Below are 13238 nucleotides of genomic sequence, written 5' to 3' on the forward strand. Positions count from 1 at the left end.
CATGTCCATTGTCTTCACTGCCCGCTGGTTGATCACTCTGTTTTTCTGCGGCATCACCATGCCACTGATCGCTGCCGCCAAAGACACTCCGGTGACGTTGAGTGGCACCGTGGAATGGCGGCTCGTCAACGCCGAAGGCCACTCCTACCGCATCATGATCAGCGAACCGGAAGGGGAACCGCCCTACACCGGCGGCTATCCGGTGCTGTATGTGCTGGACGCCAACGCCTATTTCGCATCGCTGCACGAAGCGAAACGGGCGCAAAAGGCGTACCGGAAAGCGATCATCGTCGGCATCGGGTACCCAGGAGATGAACCGCTCAACTTCCTGCGCCGGTCCTATGATTTTTCGCCGCCGGTCCCCGAGGATCGCAACGACCCGCCCCAGGGTGGCCAGGACCAGTTGCTGGATTTCATTGAGAGAACACTGATGCCGAAGGTCGCGGAACACTACACCGTGGACGAGGATCAACAAAGCCTCTATGGCCACTCGTTCGGCGGCATGTTCACGGTTTACGCGCTATTCACCCGACCGGAACTGTTCGATCACCATATTTCCGCCAGTCCCAGCCTGTGGTGGCACGACCATTATCTACTGCCCCCCGAGCGCCGCTTCACCGAACAGGTCACCAGTCGCGAGATCGATGTGACACACACCAGTCTGGCACTGATCGTGGCGGAGCGGGATTCACCCCAGGAGGTGCAGAACACCGTGGCATTGCAAAAGCGTCTTCAGCCGTTATCCGCCTGGGGACTGCGCAGCAGCGTCACCGTGATCGGGGATGAAGATCACATGTCGTTGCCGTTTCGCATCGAGAATCGGGTATTACGCGAAGTGCTGACCGCGCGGCGGCGGTAAGCGTTGCTGCTTTGGCATAACCACTTGCCTACGGCACGCTATTCGCGAGTAAACTCGCTTCCCACGGACGGGACGACAAAGCTCCCGTGGGAAGCTGCCGGGACGGCGCTCCGCTTGCCGGCGAAGGGCGCCGCCTGCCTGTAGGCGAATTGTGAGACACCAATAGCCCTCTCCATGCCGGAAAGGAGCGCGTCATCGGCCCGTCAGCTCCGCAACATCGCCAGCAAACCACCACGGCGACGGCTGGCCGGAGCCGGTGAGAACTCCAGGGTGTCGTCCTCGATCCGCCCGAACCGCAGCGCCGGCAAATCCTTGAAGTAGTTGTTCAGCACCTGCCAGGGCGCCTTGTTGCCCTGGCGGGGCAGACGGTCGGCGGCGCGCTGCACATAGCCGGATTGCAGGCCGACGAAATTGTCGTCGGTATCGCAACCTTCCTCGTCACGCGGCGTCACTCGTTCAATACCATTGCGCGCCATGTAATTGAGCAGGCGGCACACATACTCGCTGACCAAGTCCGCCTTCAGGGTCCAGGAAGAATTGGTGTAGCCGAACACCAGCGCCATGTTGGGCACGTCACGCAACATCAGCCCGCGATACACCAAAGTATCCTTGGGCACCACTTCCTCACCGTCCACGGTCAGGCTGGCGCCGCCCAGCAGTTGCAGGTCCAGACCGGTGGCGGTAATGATGATGTCGGCCTCCAGCTCCTTGCCGGATTTCAAGCGAATACCGTTCTCGGTGAACGTGTCGATATGGTCGGTCACCACATCCGCCTTGCCCCTGCGCAGTACCTTGAACAGATCACCGTTGGGGACCGCGCACAAGCGCTCGTCCCACGGGTTGTACTGAGGCTTGAAGTGGGTCATGTCGAATTCGGTGCCCAACTGACGACGGGCGGCGGCCAGCAAGGCGCGGCGCACCAGCTTGGGCCGCTGCTTGGACAGCTTGAACACCATGCGTTGCAACGCGATATTGCGCGCCCGGGCCAGACGGTACACCGCCATCTCCGGCAGGAACCGGCGCAGATTGGCGGAGATCGGGTCTTCCTGCGGCACCGTGGCCACATAGGTAGGCGATCGCTGCAGCATGGTGATGCTGCCGGCTTTGTCCGCCATCGCCGGCACCAACGTCACGGCGGTGGCGCCACTGCCGATCACCACCACCTTCTTGCCGGAATAATCCAGGTCCTCGGGCCATTTTTGCGGATGGACCAGTTGGCCTTTGAAGTCGTCCACGCCGGGGAAGTCCGGGGTATAGCCGGCATCGTAATTGTAGTAACCGGTGCAGCAGTACAGGAACTGACAGGTGATCTGTTCGGTACCGCCATCTTCCTCGCGCACCAGATCCACGGTCCAGCGGTTCTGTGTCGAGGACCAGCGCGCCCCGGTCATCTTGCGGCCATAGCGGATCTTGTCCTCGACCTTGTATTCCTTGGCGGTGTCGACGATGTAGTTGCGGATCGACGGCCCGTCCGCCAGCACCTTGGCTTCGGTCCAGGGGCGGAAGTTATAGCCGAGCGTGAACATATCCGAGTCGGAACGGATCCCCGGATAACGGAACAGGTCCCAGGTGCCCCCCATGCGCTCACGACGCTCAATGATAGCGTAGCTGCGCTCCGGGCATTGGCGGCTCAAATGACAAGCGGCGCCGATACCGGACAGGCCGGCGCCAATGATCAGAACATCGAAGTGGTTATTGGCCATGATTCTCTCCGCCGAATGGGCTGAGCCGCCATCCTCGCGTGGTCGGCGGCTCGTGACATTGGCCCATAATGCGGGGGTCCCGGGGTGACCGGAAGGTCGGATGGTGCCGAATCAGCGGCGCTACGGCCAAGCGGATGGCTCAATCAGGGCGCTGCGGCCAATGTCCATGACATTGACCGATGTAAAGGACGTTTGCGCCTTCGAAGCGCCGGGCCCGGACTGGCGCGAGGGTCATTCCAGCGCTTGTCTCCGGTGACGCTCAGGCGGGAAAAGAAAGCTGCTCCAGGGCCTGCCGCAACATTTTCGGCTTCAATTCAAACACACGGCGGGTACGCTGCCGGCACTCCGTCATCACCCTCTCTTCGCGGCGGGCGGTCAGTTGGCGCGCGCAGACCAGCGCTTCACGGAGTTCAGCGTCCGAGGTTTTCTTGAGGCGGCGTTTCAGATGGTCATCCAGCATGTGCAAATCGTGCAGGTCACCAAGGCAACTGCCCAGCTTGCGGATCCGTTTTATATCCACATCGGCGTCCGCCAGCGTGCCGCCCAGAGGCTCCAGTTGATAAAGCATATATTTCACGTCGCGGCGCAAACGGTGCCAGTCCTCGTCCTTGCCCTCGGACAGGGTCTCCAGGGCCTGCTGACGTAATTGCCGGTACAGCGTGACGTACCCCTTGCGGATGACCTCCTGATCCTCCCCCTTGCGCTTGAGCGCCTGCCAGGCGTCCAGGTCTTCCTGGAACACCAGAGGCAATACTTCCGGCACTGGCGGTGCCACCGGCTCGCCCTGCTCCTCCGTCAGCCAGGCAATCACCCGCTCCAGTGCCTGCAGCTCATAATCCCGGCGTGTGGTCAGCTTCAATGAAGCCAGCGTCTCTTCGGTGACCTGGCGATCACGGGAAGCGGCCAGCAGTCTGGCTCCGGTACGCAACGCCTTGTCCTGCTTCTGGCCGCGCTTGCTTTCACCCTGGGTGGACATCAGCTGCCACAACGCGCGCTGACGTTTGATCAGCACACGCAGGGAATGAACCTGTTCCGGTGTCAATTGCCGTTGATCCATCAACGATGCGAGAGCCTGGCAATCCTGGTCACAGGCCACGGCCACCAGCCGTTCCAGCATGGGGGAACTCATGGATACCTCCGGGGTGCGAAAAGCCGCTCGATTATGGCAGGCCCCCAGCGGGATTACCGTGACAAGGAAATGACAGCGGATTCTCGTTGGCGAATCGTTATCGCATACGGGACCGTCTCAAGAGTGAGTTGAGCTGGGCCGGACGCTTTAGAGCACTCTGTCTGAAAGCTTCGCGGATACAAGTCCAACTACTTTGAGCGTTTGCAGGGGCGCAGGTTCAGGTTCTCCTCTTTTGGCGTCCGGCGTCCGGCGTCCGGCGTCCGGCTCAATACTATCGCCTCATACCTCGCCGCCGCCCAGCGTATTGTGTGCTTACCATTTTTCTTGATCATCATCAAAAGCCTCTCCTCCCCAGTGCCCTAGGCTGAAGGGTCCAATCAGCGAGGAGCGCCCCATGGAGTTCGAATTCTCCGAATACAGCCGCCAGGTCCAGGACGTGATGCAGCAGTTCATGCAACGCCGGGTGCTGCCCCGCAACGCGGAATGGCACCGGCTGGCCAACGCCGGAGAATACCCTCTCCCGGTGATCGATCCGCTCAAGCTTCAAGCCCGGGAGGATGGCTTGTGGAATATGTTCCTGCCGGAACTGCGCGAGGACGAACCGGGAACCCGTCTGGATAACCTGGATTACGCCCCGCTGGCGGAAATCATGGGACGCATCCCGTGGGCCGCGGAAGTTTTCAATTGCAGTGCCCCGGACACCGGCAACATGGAATTACTGCACCGCTTCGCCAGCCCGGCGCAGTACGACCGCTGGCTGCGCCCTTTACTGGAAGGCGAGCTAAGATCCTGTTTCGCCATGAGCGAACCGGACGTGGCGTCCTCCGATGCCACCAACATCGCCACCACTTTGCGCCGGGACGGCGATCACTATGTACTGGACGGTCGCAAGTGGTTCATCACCGGCGCAGCCCACCCCCGCTGCGACTTCGCCATCGTGCTGGCACGCTGCGATGATCATGAAGGCGGCGGCCCCCACCACCAGCATTCCATGATCATGGTGCCTCTCGATACCCCGGGGGTGAGTGTGGAACGCAACATTCCCATCCTCCAGCACCACTCCCCGGAAGGTCATTGCGAGTTGCTGTTTCGTCAGGTGCGGTTGCCCTTCGAGTTTCTGCTTGGCGAGCCCGGCGCCGGTTTCACCATGGCCCAGGCCCGGCTTGGCCCGGGCCGCGTGCACCATTGCATGCGCACCATCGGGCAATGCGAGCTGGCCCTGGAGATGATGTGCGAGCGGGCGCTGGAACGGCGCGCCTTCGGCAAGTTCCTGTGCGATTTCGACAATATCCGTGACTGGATCGCCGAGAGCCGGCTGGAGATCGACCAGGCCCGTTTGCTGGTTCTTCAGGCCGCCTGGCGGATGGACCGCCATGGCAACGCCGCCGCCAGAGTGGCGGTCTCCGCGATCAAGGTGGTGGCCGCGCGCCTGCAAACCCGGGTACTGGACCGGGCCATGCAGATTTTCGGTGCCATGGGACTCAGCCCCGACACACCGCTCGCCTATCTGTGGACCTGGGGCCGCGCCCTGCGCTTCATGGACGGTCCGGATGAAGTGCACCTGCGCACCGTGGCCCGGGATGAACTACGCCGGGCGCGGGAAAACCGTGGTGCCACGGCGGTGTATTTCACGCTGTGATGCCTGGCGACGGCGGAGTGCTCCGCGGTCAGCGCCTTGTATGCGCATTTCAATGCGCATACACTTCAGGAACGTTACCCACAGCGCTCATGGAGGCTGCAATGCGCGAAATCTACGACACCACCGCCCCCAAGAAAGCAGCTAATTTGTCCATTAACAGTGACCTTCTCAAGAAGACCCGAGCCCTCAATATCAATCTGTCAGCCACTTTGGAGCGGGCACTCAGGGAAGAACTGGCCCGGCACGAGGGCGCCCGCTGGGTCGAGGAGAACCGGGCAGCAATCAGGAAGTATAACGAGAGCGTTGAGCAGCACGGCTGTTTCGGAGATGAGTTTCGGGAATTTTGATGGCCCAGTTCGACGTTTACCGCAATCCGAGCAATACCAGCAGCACCCTCTATCCCTACCTGGTGGATATACAGAGTCCCATTCTGGAGGATCTGGCGACACGCATCGTCATTCCGCTGGCCAGGCGCTCCGCCTTTGGCGACCAGCCCATGCGGGGCCTGACCCCGGAAATCCATTTTGAAGATGAGGTGCTACTGTTGCTGACACCTCAGATTTCTTCCCTGCCGGTGAAGCGTCTCGATGCTCCCGTCGGTTCTCTTGCGCATTTCAGGGAAAACATCATCGCGGCCCTGGATTTCGCGGTTACCGGTATTTGAGTGGGACATTCGAATCAGGTGAACTGGTCTATGTGCGTTTCCCGCCGGCAATGGTGACAGCGGAAGAACGAAATTTCCCGCAGGGATTCCGGAGCCCCGTCTCTCCTGAAATCACGGCGATAGGCGGTGAGTCCCCGATCCCAGGCGCGGGATTGCTCGTGGCGCTCGATCAGACTCTGGTGGTTTTCCGCGCAACCGACAAACTCACACCAGTCGCCGCAACACAAAGGCCAGTCGAATCCCTGCAGAAACAACGGTATTTCCGGCAACTGCTGAAACTCCCGCCACAGCCGCTCGACATCGGAGAGTTTGTCGACCACGGCGCGCAAACGGTCATCCATGTCACGAACCACGTTCCCGCCGAGAATACAGTCGGCACATAACTCCGACACTTCCGGCTCCTCCTCGGCCAGCGCCGGATCGGCGGCCAGCTTCGGATCAACGATCCGGCCGGAGTATTCGAAGATCGGACGGTCCTCACACTCGCAATGATGACAGACCGTACCTTCACAGGGTTCCAGAGCACTGTCCGCAATGTGTTTGAAGCGTTGTCCCATGTGCTCCATCCTGATGCCTGTTCTCGTATCAAGGCCCGTTAGCGCGGTGTTTCAGAGAGTATACGTAAACCGCTTATAACCCTCGAACGGGCATTGGCGAACCCCTGCGCCGATTCGCTGCCAAGCGGAGCGCCGCCCGGGCGGCCCAAACGGCGGCTCCGAGGCTCTCCCTCTGTGGGAAGCTGGCTTGCCAGCGAATAACAGCGCGAGTTCTTCTCTCGGGACCCATTCGCTGCTAAAGCAGCTTCCCACAGCGGCTTCGTAGTCCAGGGTTGATTCGGAGCGAAGAGTTTCAGAGCTCGTGGAGAGCCAGCGGTCGGTGTTCCAGGGCCGTGCTTCTCCGTGTCCTGGAACACCGACCGCCGGCTCTCCCTCCCTGATAAGCGTCCCCGACTCACGCGCTCCCGCTTTGCGGCACCCGCCGATAGTGCTGATCCACGAACCGGGCCATCTGGCGGCGGTACTGGCTGGCGAAGCCCGGGTACATGGTGGCGTTATAGCCATCCTCCGTCAGATACCAGCTTTTACACCCGGAGTTCCAGTTGGTCCGGGCCAGCCGCTTTTGCAAATGACGATTATGGCGCTGCTGCACACTCTCGCGCACATCAAGGATCTTCAGGTCATGATCGAGAATGCGGCGAATACCCTCTACCGCATAGTCCAGTTGCGCTTCCATGTACACCAGCGCCGAATTATGGCCAGGACCGGAGTTGGGCCCGAAGGTAAAGAACAGGTTCGGATAACCGGCCACACTGACGCTCTTGTAGGCCCGCGCGCCGCCGGACCATTCCTCCCCAAGCTCGCGACCATTGAGACCACGGATCGGGAACGGCGTGCCACTCTTGGGCACATCAAAACCGGTGGCGAAGACGATGCAGTCGAACTGGTGCTCAATGCCGTCACAGGTGCGGACGCCGTTCTCCGCGATGCGGGCGATGGGCCAGGTGATCAGGTCCACGTTGTCCCTCTGCAGAGCAGGGTAGTAATCATTGGAGAGCAAGACCCGCTTGCAGCCGATGCGGAAATCCGGCGTCAATTGCCTGCGCATCCAGTCGTCCTTCACCTGGCTACGCAGGTGCGTCAGGCTGAGCCGCTCCGCCAGACGGGTCAGCGGCGAATTCCAGATCACCGCCAGCGCCATGGTTTCATGCGTCCAGTACAACGCCTGGCGCATGGCCTTACGGGTCAGCGGCAGTTTCTCGAACAGCGCCTTGTTCCAATCCGGAGTGGCGTAATCCGGGCGTGGAATCACCCAGGCCGGAGTACGTTGAAACACTTTCAGAGTACCAGCGGTTTTCGCCAATTCCGGAATGATCTGCACCGCGCTGGCGCCGGTGCCGATCACCGCCACCCGCTTGCCGGAGAAATCGTAATCGTGGTCCCAGCGGGCACTGTGGATGCGCTTGCCTTTAAAGTCCGTCAGACCTTCGATGTCCGGGAAGCTGGCATTGGAAAGCGGCCCCTGAGCCATGACCACCGCCCGCCCCTGCCAGACATCACCCTGGCGGGTATCCACGCGCCATTGGCCTTTCGCTTCGTCGAAGCGGGCATCGGTGACGTCCTGCTGAAAGTGAATCTTGTCGCGCAAACCGTACTGTTTCACCAAGTGCTCGATGTAACCCAGGATCTCGGCACTGCCGGAAAAATGCCGGGACCAATGCGGATTCGGCGCGAAAGAGTAGGAATAAAGGTGGGAGGGAATATCACAGGCGGCGCCGGGGTAGGTGTTGTCGCGCCAGGTGCCGCCCACCTCGTCGGCCCGCTCCAGCAACACGAAATCGTCTACCCCGGCCTGACGAAGCCGGATCGCCATACCCAGACCAGCAAAACCGGCGCCGACGATAACCACGGACGCTTTCTTCACCGTCTTGCGTTTGCCTTGGTCAACGCTACGGCGGCTGGGTTTGGCGGCAACGGCTTTCTTCCGTGCCGTGCCTTTACGTTTCACCGCGGCTTTTTTGGCCGTCGGCCTGGCTGCTGTCTGGCGGATGGCGGCCTTTTTCTTTTTCGCCGGTGGCGCCGACGCGGTGGTGTCCTGATTCTGCTCGTTCTCGTTGCTCATGGCGGTCCGTTCAGTGTGTCAAACAATCGGATAGCGAATAGCGCATCCAGGCTCAGGCGGTGGGCCGGTAGCTGATGCCCTTGACCCAGGTGGGCACTCGCGAGGGCATGAGCCGCTCGGGGATGTAATCCGTCAACCGCACCATCAGATCCACCGGCGCGTGATAAACACGGTTTTCGCGGTTCACCACCATACGGCCGTGGCGGCTGATGATCTGATACCAGGGATTGCGGCGCCCCTGGGCGGTGCGCCCGCCGATGCGCTCGAACTTCTTCATGCAGGCATAGAGCTTTTCTTCGCTCAACCCCATGGCCACCACGTTGTCGCGCATACGATTCAGCAACGGTACGTAGGAGGCGATGCCGAGGATCAGGCGCGGATCAAGCACCGTGGCCACGGTTTTCAAAGCCTTGATATAGAGATCGCCGCGCCCCTGCATTTCCAGAACATGGAAACCGACCCCCAGGTGCCGGGACTCATCGTCGTTGATGCGAGCAAAGGCCTGGTGGCATACCGGATCGTCCACGGTATCCAGCAGGAAGGTGCACAGTGCCCCGTCCAGGGCGATTTCCAGCATCGGAATCACCGACCCCAGCACTTCCAGCGGCATCTCGTCGCTGTACTTGTCCAACCACTGAATCACCAGTTTCAGGTTTTTGTTGGGTTCCGGCAGCTCGTCGCCATCCAGCATGCCCCAGCGTTTCATCAGTGCCATTTCCGCATTGGCGTGACGCTGCTCCTCGGCATGGAAATAGGTATAGATTTGCTTGAGGGTGTCATCGGGCGCCTTCTTGGCCATGGCGGCGAAACCACGGGCGCCGACGTGTTCGATCCACATCAGGTCGGCCATGAACGCTTTCAGTTTCGGCCACTGTTCTTCGGTGATCAGCTCCGCGCCAGGGGCATCCCAGTCAATGTCCGCCAGCGCCCACTGGCTGCTTTTCACCTTGGCCAGCATTTTATCCAGATCGATATTCGCCATTTTGGCTCTCCTGTTACTGAGTGGGCCTGTTACTGAGCCGGATTGGTTTTGAGGCGTTCGCTGACCAGCCTGCCGAGCAGGCTGGCGCCACGGGTGTAGGTCACCGGCAGGAAGCGTTTGGCACGCCAGATCAGCCGGGCATCGAGTTGCGGCATGACGTAGAAGCGGCCTCGGTCCAGGGCTTTCAGCGTCGTGGCCGCCACGCTTTCGGCGGAGACACCAGTGAGCGAGATAATCCGGTCCATGAACGGGGTCAACGCCTGGTCGATGCGGCCGGCGCTGAAGATGTTGGTTTTCACCACGGTGGGGCACAGCGCGGTCACGCGCAGACCGCTGCCGGCGTTTTCCGCCGCCAGGGTTTCCGACAACGCCAGCACCGCGGCCTTGCTGGTGTTGTAGGCGCCCATGCGCGGCGCGGCGGCGAAGCTGGCGGTGGAACAGACATTAATCACGCCCGCCCGCGGCAGCTCGCGCAGCAGTGGCGTGAACACGTGGCAACCGTGAATCACGCCCCACATATTCACATCCAGCACCCACTTCCAGTCCGCCATGGACATGTCACCGATGGCCTTGCCGCCGGCGCCGACGCCGGCGTTGTTGATCACCAGATTGGGAGACTCGCCGAACCAGTCCACGGCCTCGGTGGCAAGGCGTTCCACCGCCGCCAGCTCGGACACGTCGCAGGACACGGCCAGACCGTGGCCACCCGCCTGCTCGATGATCGCCACGGTATCCTCCGCGGCGGCCAGGTTCAGATCGGCGCAGACCACGGAGCCTCCCCGCCTGGCCAGTGCCAGCGCGAACGCGCGACCAATGCCGCTACCCGCTCCGGTTACCACCGCGCGAGCGCCATGGGACAAATGTTGTTGGGGCATACCGGCTCCTCGCGACAACGATGACAAATTGACCGTTACATTCAGTAATGGCAAATTAAACCGACTGTTTGTTCGGATTCAATTCGGATTCCCGCCGTCAGCCAGGAGCTCAGATGCCACGCACGCCCCGCCAACCGCGCGCCAAAGCCACCGTCAATGCCATCGTCGAAGCCGGCTTCCTGTCTTTGTCGGAGCACGGTGTGCAAGGCACCACCACCCGCCATATCGCGGATCTGGCGGGAGTGAGCGTTGGCTCACTTTACGAATACTTCGCCAATAAGGAGGAGGTGTTCGAAGCCATGCATCACCACATGGTGGCGGAGGTGGTGGCCATGGTGGAACCGATGACACCGGCGTTGGTGAAGATGGAAATCCGCGACCTGATCAAGGAGCTGCTGTTCGGATTCCGGGATCTGCTGGAAAAAAACCACGGCCGCTACCTGCGTTACATGAGCTACGCCGCCTACTTCGCGCCCCGCAATCACATGGAACCGATCCAGCGGCTACTGATGAACCTGCTACTGCAGTATGTGATCCACAACCCGCGGCTGGCGCGTCTGGGTAACCTGCCGGCCATGGGCTACATCATGATCAACGGAGGGGTATTCACGGTATTGCGCTATCTCAGCGAACCCAATCCCACCATCGGTTTCGAGGAGCTGGTCAAAGGGTTGGGTGACATGGTCGCGCACTTCGTGGAAGGGGAATTAAGGAAGGAGGGCTGACCGAAAAGCACGGTCGGTAAACACATCATTCGCTTCCAAGGCAGCTTCCCACAGAGGGGAGGAGCTACGAAGCCGCTGTGGGAAGCTGCCTTGGCAGCGAATGGCGTGTTGCCGATATTACTGCAGAAACTCCTTCTGCAGGTGCGGCGCGCTTTCATCGATGCGGTGCCAGGTCTGGCTGCGGCCCAGCAGGCTGACACCAATATAACCGCGCACCTTCAGTGTATCCTGATCCTTCAGTTCGGCGCTCAGATCGTAGGTCTTGCCGTTATCCGGCGAGTAGACCTCACCATCGTCCCAGCGATCATCACCGTCGTACTTCAGGCCGGTGACCACATCCACGCCGAGCAACCGGCGCCCGCGCAATTTCTCATCAGGGTTCTCGTTATCGAAACGGTGCACACCGTCCCGTGACCCCACCGCGGTACCCACCCAGGTATCGCCTTCCGGGTGGATATAGACGTAGCCGCCGTCTTCCGTCTCCCAAATACCCTGAATCGCATCAGCGCCAGCGTAGGCATACACACTCATGAGCAGCAAAACACTGCTGGTCAGGACTTTCAGCATATTGGAACCTCCGCACGCGTATACAAAGTGCAATGAAGAGTATACCAATTACGCTGACTTGTCCTTGCACGACATCATGATTACCGCATCGGATCGTTAAATGTTGTCCAACGCCTCGGCCAAACGCTCCACCGCCCGGTCCACGTCGTCCAGTTTATCCAGGCCGAACAGGCCCACGCGGAACGTCTTGAAAGCGGCCGGTTCATCGCACATCAGCGGCACCCCGGCGGCGGTCTGCAAACCCTTGGCGATGAACTTGCTGCCGTTATGCATGCCGTCGTCGTCGGTGTAGCACACCACCACGCCCGGCGCCTCGAATCCCGGCGCCGCCACGCTGGCCAGTCCCCGTTCCGCGAACAATTCCCGCACCCGGCGCCCCAATTCCCACTGCTTCTCCCGGACCACTTCAAAACCGGTGTCCCTGGTTTCCAGCATGGCATCGCGGAATTTGCGCAAGGCATCGGTTGGCAGGGTGGCATGGTAGGCGTGCCCACCATTTTCGTAGGCTTCCATGATCCGCCGCCATTTGAGCAAGTCCATGGCGAAGCTGGTGCTTTGTGTCCGCTCCAGACGCCTGGCCGCTTCTTCACCGAACATCACCAGGGCGCTGCACGGCGAGGAACTCCAGCCTTTTTGCGGCGCGCTGATCAGGATATCGACGCCGTTGGCGGCCATATCCACCCACAAAGTGCCTGACGCAATACAGTCCAGAACAAACAGCCCGCCGTGCTCATGCACCGCGGCGGCCACCGCTTGCAGGTAGTCGTCCGGCAACAGCAGACCGGCGGCGGTTTCCACGTGAGGAGCGAACACCAGATCCGGCTTTTCGCCGCGGATACGCGCCACCACTTCGTCAATGGGAGGCGGGGCGAACGGCGCCTGGGGCTGATCGGACACCATCCGCGCCTTCATCACGGTCTCCTCGGCGGGAATCGCGCCCATCTCGAAGATCTGGCTCCAGCGATAGCTGAAAAATCCGTTCCGGATCACCAATACCTTCTTGCCGGTGGCGAATTGACGGGCCACCGACTCCATGCCGTAGCTGCCCCCGCCCGGCACCACCGCCACCGCGGCGGCGTTGTAGACTTGCCGCAGGGTCCCGGAAATATCCCGCATCACGGCCTGAAAGGCCTGGGACATATGGTTCAGGGAGCGGTCGGTGAAGACCACGGAGTACTCCAGCAGGCCCTCCGGATCGACCTCGGTTTTCCGTTCTGACATAGGCCGTTCTGACACAAGCTCTCTCCGCTATCGTTATGCAACAGCCCCTCGTTATAGAGCATTCGGCGGGCGGACGGAACCCTGAGACGGCCCGACACCGGACGCTTGACGCCGGACGCTTGAAAACCAGGTTCTGGACGCTCATTCGCTGCCAAGGCAGCTTCCCACAGAAAGGGAGGCCAGGAAGCTGCTGTGGGAAGCTGCCTTGGCAGCGAATGCGGAACGAATTGATATATTCAGAGCCGACGGCCAACA

At 60.9% G+C, this 13238-nt stretch carries 13 protein-coding genes; 5 read left to right on the top strand and 8 right to left on the bottom strand.

Features of this window, described 5'->3' with window-relative positions; translation table 11 throughout:
• The first annotated feature begins 1 nt into the window (after position 1).
• On the top strand, positions 2 to 859 hold the full coding sequence (locus tag A6D6_RS12485; RefSeq protein ID WP_159660910.1) for an alpha/beta hydrolase: 858 nt from the start codon (positions 2 to 4) through the stop codon (positions 857 to 859).
• Positions 860 to 1062: 203 nt separating this feature from the next.
• On the opposite strand, the gene A6D6_RS12490 is transcribed toward A6D6_RS12485, so the two are convergent.
• Positions 1063 to 2562, bottom strand: coding sequence for a flavin-containing monooxygenase (locus A6D6_RS12490; RefSeq protein WP_133491569.1), 1500 nt, complete (start codon positions 2560 to 2562; stop codon positions 1063 to 1065).
• Positions 2563 to 2821: 259 nt separating this feature from the next.
• Complete coding sequence (locus tag A6D6_RS12495; protein ID WP_133491568.1) at positions 2822 to 3691, bottom strand: CHAD domain-containing protein; 870 nt, start codon at positions 3689 to 3691, stop codon at positions 2822 to 2824.
• A gap of 394 nt (positions 3692 to 4085) precedes the next feature.
• Here A6D6_RS12495 and A6D6_RS12500 point away from each other — a divergent pair, with 394 nt between their 5' ends.
• The 3 genes from A6D6_RS12500 (at position 4086) to A6D6_RS12510 (ending at position 5994) form a co-directional block, all read left to right on the top strand.
• Positions 4086 to 5330, top strand: a complete 1245-nt coding sequence (locus A6D6_RS12500; protein WP_159660911.1) for an acyl-CoA dehydrogenase family protein — start codon at positions 4086 to 4088, stop codon at positions 5328 to 5330.
• Positions 5331 to 5431: 101 nt separating this feature from the next.
• Complete coding sequence (locus A6D6_RS12505; RefSeq protein ID WP_133491566.1) at positions 5432 to 5677, top strand: type II toxin-antitoxin system CcdA family antitoxin; 246 nt, start codon at positions 5432 to 5434, stop codon at positions 5675 to 5677.
• Positions 5677 to 5994 carry a CcdB family protein gene (locus A6D6_RS12510; protein ID WP_133491565.1) on the top strand — a complete coding sequence of 106 codons (318 nt, stop codon included), beginning with the start codon at positions 5677 to 5679 and terminating at the stop codon, positions 5992 to 5994. The genes A6D6_RS12505 and A6D6_RS12510 overlap by 1 nt, the downstream gene beginning before the upstream one ends.
• Positions 5995 to 6008: 14 nt before the next feature.
• Here A6D6_RS12510 and A6D6_RS12515 read toward each other — a convergent pair whose 3' ends face one another.
• The 4 genes from A6D6_RS12515 to A6D6_RS12530 form a co-directional block, all read right to left on the bottom strand.
• The gene (locus A6D6_RS12515) at positions 6009 to 6551 is read right to left on the bottom strand and encodes a CbrC family protein (protein ID WP_159660912.1); all 543 of its coding nucleotides are present in this window, start codon (positions 6549 to 6551) and stop codon (positions 6009 to 6011) included.
• A 394-nt stretch (positions 6552 to 6945) separates the two neighbouring features.
• Complete coding sequence (locus A6D6_RS12520) at positions 6946 to 8613, bottom strand: flavin-containing monooxygenase (protein ID WP_133491563.1); 1668 nt, start codon at positions 8611 to 8613, stop codon at positions 6946 to 6948.
• Positions 8614 to 8665: 52 nt separating this feature from the next.
• Complete coding sequence (locus tag A6D6_RS12525) at positions 8666 to 9595, bottom strand: ferritin family protein (protein WP_133491562.1); 930 nt, start codon at positions 9593 to 9595, stop codon at positions 8666 to 8668.
• A 29-nt stretch (positions 9596 to 9624) separates the two neighbouring features.
• Positions 9625 to 10470, bottom strand: a complete 846-nt coding sequence (locus tag A6D6_RS12530) for an SDR family NAD(P)-dependent oxidoreductase (protein ID WP_133491561.1) — start codon at positions 10468 to 10470, stop codon at positions 9625 to 9627.
• A 113-nt stretch (positions 10471 to 10583) separates the two neighbouring features.
• On the opposite strand from A6D6_RS12530, the gene A6D6_RS12535 reads away from it, so the two are divergent.
• Positions 10584 to 11195, top strand: coding sequence for a TetR/AcrR family transcriptional regulator (locus tag A6D6_RS12535; protein WP_133491560.1), 612 nt, complete (start codon positions 10584 to 10586; stop codon positions 11193 to 11195).
• 117 nt (positions 11196 to 11312) lie between these two features.
• On the opposite strand, the gene A6D6_RS12540 is transcribed toward A6D6_RS12535, so the two are convergent.
• Together A6D6_RS12540 and A6D6_RS12545 are read right to left on the bottom strand one after the other, a co-directional pair.
• A complete protein-coding gene (locus tag A6D6_RS12540; RefSeq protein ID WP_133491559.1) occupies positions 11313 to 11762 on the bottom strand; it encodes a DUF2147 domain-containing protein in 450 nt (149 codons plus the stop codon).
• A gap of 96 nt (positions 11763 to 11858) precedes the next feature.
• Positions 11859 to 12983 carry a pyridoxal-phosphate-dependent aminotransferase family protein gene (locus tag A6D6_RS12545; protein WP_159660913.1) on the bottom strand — a complete coding sequence of 375 codons (1125 nt, stop codon included), beginning with the start codon at positions 12981 to 12983 and terminating at the stop codon, positions 11859 to 11861.
• Between the last annotated feature and the right edge of the window lie 255 nt (positions 12984 to 13238).

This window comes from Alcanivorax xiamenensis, assembly GCF_009846745.1.
GTDB classification, from domain to species: Bacteria; Pseudomonadota; Gammaproteobacteria; order Pseudomonadales; family Alcanivoracaceae; genus Alloalcanivorax; species Alloalcanivorax xiamenensis.

Excerpts from the sequence above, each read along its gene's own strand:
- A6D6_RS12485 (WP_159660910.1), top strand. The coding sequence starts at position 2 with ATGTCCATTGTCTTCACTGCCCGCTGGTTGATCACTCTGTTTTTCTGC.
- A6D6_RS12490 (WP_133491569.1), bottom strand. The coding sequence starts at position 2,562 with ATGGCCAATAACCACTTCGATGTTCTGATCATTGGCGCCGGCCTGTCC.
- A6D6_RS12495 (WP_133491568.1), bottom strand. The coding sequence starts at position 3,691 with ATGAGTTCCCCCATGCTGGAACGGCTGGTGGCCGTGGCCTGTGACCAG.
- A6D6_RS12500 (WP_159660911.1), top strand. The coding sequence starts at position 4,086 with ATGGAGTTCGAATTCTCCGAATACAGCCGCCAGGTCCAGGACGTGATG.
- A6D6_RS12505 (WP_133491566.1), top strand. The coding sequence starts at position 5,432 with ATGCGCGAAATCTACGACACCACCGCCCCCAAGAAAGCAGCTAATTTG.
- A6D6_RS12510 (WP_133491565.1), top strand. The coding sequence starts at position 5,677 with ATGGCCCAGTTCGACGTTTACCGCAATCCGAGCAATACCAGCAGCACC.
- A6D6_RS12515 (WP_159660912.1), bottom strand. The coding sequence starts at position 6,551 with ATGGGACAACGCTTCAAACACATTGCGGACAGTGCTCTGGAACCCTGT.
- A6D6_RS12520 (WP_133491563.1), bottom strand. The coding sequence starts at position 8,613 with ATGAGCAACGAGAACGAGCAGAATCAGGACACCACCGCGTCGGCGCCA.
- A6D6_RS12525 (WP_133491562.1), bottom strand. The coding sequence starts at position 9,595 with ATGGCGAATATCGATCTGGATAAAATGCTGGCCAAGGTGAAAAGCAGC.
- A6D6_RS12530 (WP_133491561.1), bottom strand. The coding sequence starts at position 10,470 with ATGCCCCAACAACATTTGTCCCATGGCGCTCGCGCGGTGGTAACCGGA.
- A6D6_RS12535 (WP_133491560.1), top strand. The coding sequence starts at position 10,584 with ATGCCACGCACGCCCCGCCAACCGCGCGCCAAAGCCACCGTCAATGCC.
- A6D6_RS12540 (WP_133491559.1), bottom strand. The coding sequence starts at position 11,762 with ATGCTGAAAGTCCTGACCAGCAGTGTTTTGCTGCTCATGAGTGTGTAT.
- A6D6_RS12545 (WP_159660913.1), bottom strand. The coding sequence starts at position 12,983 with ATGTCAGAACGGAAAACCGAGGTCGATCCGGAGGGCCTGCTGGAGTAC.